The sequence below is a fragment of the Bartonella sp. TS25HLJMH genome (assembly GCF_042193505.1).
GTDB lineage: Bacteria > Pseudomonadota > Alphaproteobacteria > Rhizobiales > Rhizobiaceae > Bartonella > Bartonella grahamii.
On the sequence record NZ_JBHILV010000075.1, the window covers coordinates 1 to 1,111 of the forward strand.

1 protein-coding gene is annotated in these 1,111 nt (G+C 47.0%); it reads right to left on the reverse strand.

The genetic code is table 11. The annotated features are described in order from the left end of the window. The coding region (locus ACFINF_RS09290) for a hemagglutinin repeat-containing protein (protein ID WP_375620600.1) at positions 1–1,111 on the reverse strand (1,111 nt) is incomplete at both ends.

Below are 1,111 nucleotides of genomic sequence, written 5' to 3' on the forward strand. Positions count from 1 at the left end.
GAAGATGAGAAGCAGAAATCTTGGCTTCTCCTTGTGCGTCTAACACGATGTTTCCCGTCGCCCCAAGGATAGAGGAGACCGTTGTGGTATGCGATTGAGAACTATCGGACGATTTCTCATGCAAAAAGCCACTTGATGACGATTGCGCTTGTTGATCCAAGTGTTCTTGGGCGCCTTTGATAGTAATCTTTCCCCCAGAGTGAATAGTAATATCCGCTTGTTTCTGTTCTCCTGGTGCTTTCTCTCCTGACGTTTCCTCTGCCTTACCGGCTATGAGCGTCGAGGCTACAACTTCCGTGTTGTTTCCGGAATCAATGGCAATGCCTTCACCCCCTGTTATGCTTGACCCCACAACTTGGCGCACATCCATCTTGTTATGCTCAGATTTGCTGCTACTAAATGCTCCACCCTCTTTATGGTACGACATCTCATAATGTAAGCTATCCTCTGCATTATTGATCAGGACATCGTTGCTGGCTTTCAGCCCTACCTTGCCATCAGCCGCAATGGAACTGCCTGTGATGCTAAGATCATGCGGTTTGCCATCCTGCCCTGCAATGACAGTGGTGTCACCTCCCGATTTTATCGAAGATCCAACGGCATGAGAGGCTTGCATATCCACTTTCGTGTTTTTGGTGCGAAGATGATATTCCACTTCATCGTTTCTTACCCCTATTGTTACCTCCCCTTGGGCGCCAAGAGCAACATTGCCCTTGGCATCTATATCGGAAGCAGCCATATGGATATCTTTTCCAGAGAGAACAGTGGTCTCTTTTCCAGAACTTAAATGAGAGCCATTGTGTAAAGCAACATGAGATGTTTCACTCCCATTCGCACTGTTGCGTGTGGCATCAATCGAAACATTCCTCTCAGCTTGTAAGAGAAGTTTATCCGTTGCTTGAACATCTGAGCCTAGAATATTCAAATCTTTTCCAGAGGAAAGCGTTGTTGAGCCACCAGAGTTGACTTCTGATTTATGATGCATGGTGGCATCACCCTGTTCATCATGGTAATGGGTTTCTGCTGAACCGATCGTCAAGTTACCTTGTTCTGTAGCCATGGCAAGATCACCTCCGGTAGTGATCCCCACCCCTGAGGCTGTAATATCTTG